The 458-nt window shown below is 44.5% G+C and carries 1 pseudogene; it reads left to right on the top strand.

The features are described 5' to 3' along the window. Window positions 1-307 (top strand): annotated as a pseudogene (locus FE394_RS19545) (tyrosine-type recombinase/integrase); the annotation flags it as partial. Window positions 308-458 lie beyond the last annotated feature (151 nt).

The raw sequence follows: 458 nt of genomic DNA, 5'->3' as shown, positions 1-458 counted from the left end.
TATTGGCACACTCGATATTATCAAGTTAAGGGCAAGTTAGCTTTTAGCCCCGGTAAAAGTCATAAATTCTGAGGGCAAACATGATATTGCCCAACGACTACGGCAGCGCATCACGGCCATCATGCGCTATGCCGTCCAGAATGATATTCTGGAGTTCAACCCGGCCAATGATATGACGGGGACACTCACCGTCGTAAAATCCCGTAATTACCCCGCCCTGCCCCATGAAAGTTTGCCCGATTTTCTGACCCTGTTATCTTCTTATCCCGGACGCTTACTGACCCGGATCGCCGTTGAGCTGACACTATAAAAGAACCAAAATAATATGACATAACATCTAAATTCAAATGACAAGGCAGTATTGCTTATGAGACATGTAGACTGCGTCAAGTTATACTGATTTGGCTATAGAGGCGTTGCTCTATCTCAGACGGTTTCTATTAACTAACCCGATATAT

The organism is Xenorhabdus littoralis (assembly GCF_033949345.1).
In the GTDB taxonomy this organism is placed as follows: domain Bacteria; phylum Pseudomonadota; class Gammaproteobacteria; order Enterobacterales; family Enterobacteriaceae; genus Xenorhabdus; species Xenorhabdus littoralis.
Note: the sequence above shows the minus strand (reverse complement) of the source record. Positions and strands in the feature narration are given on the sequence as shown.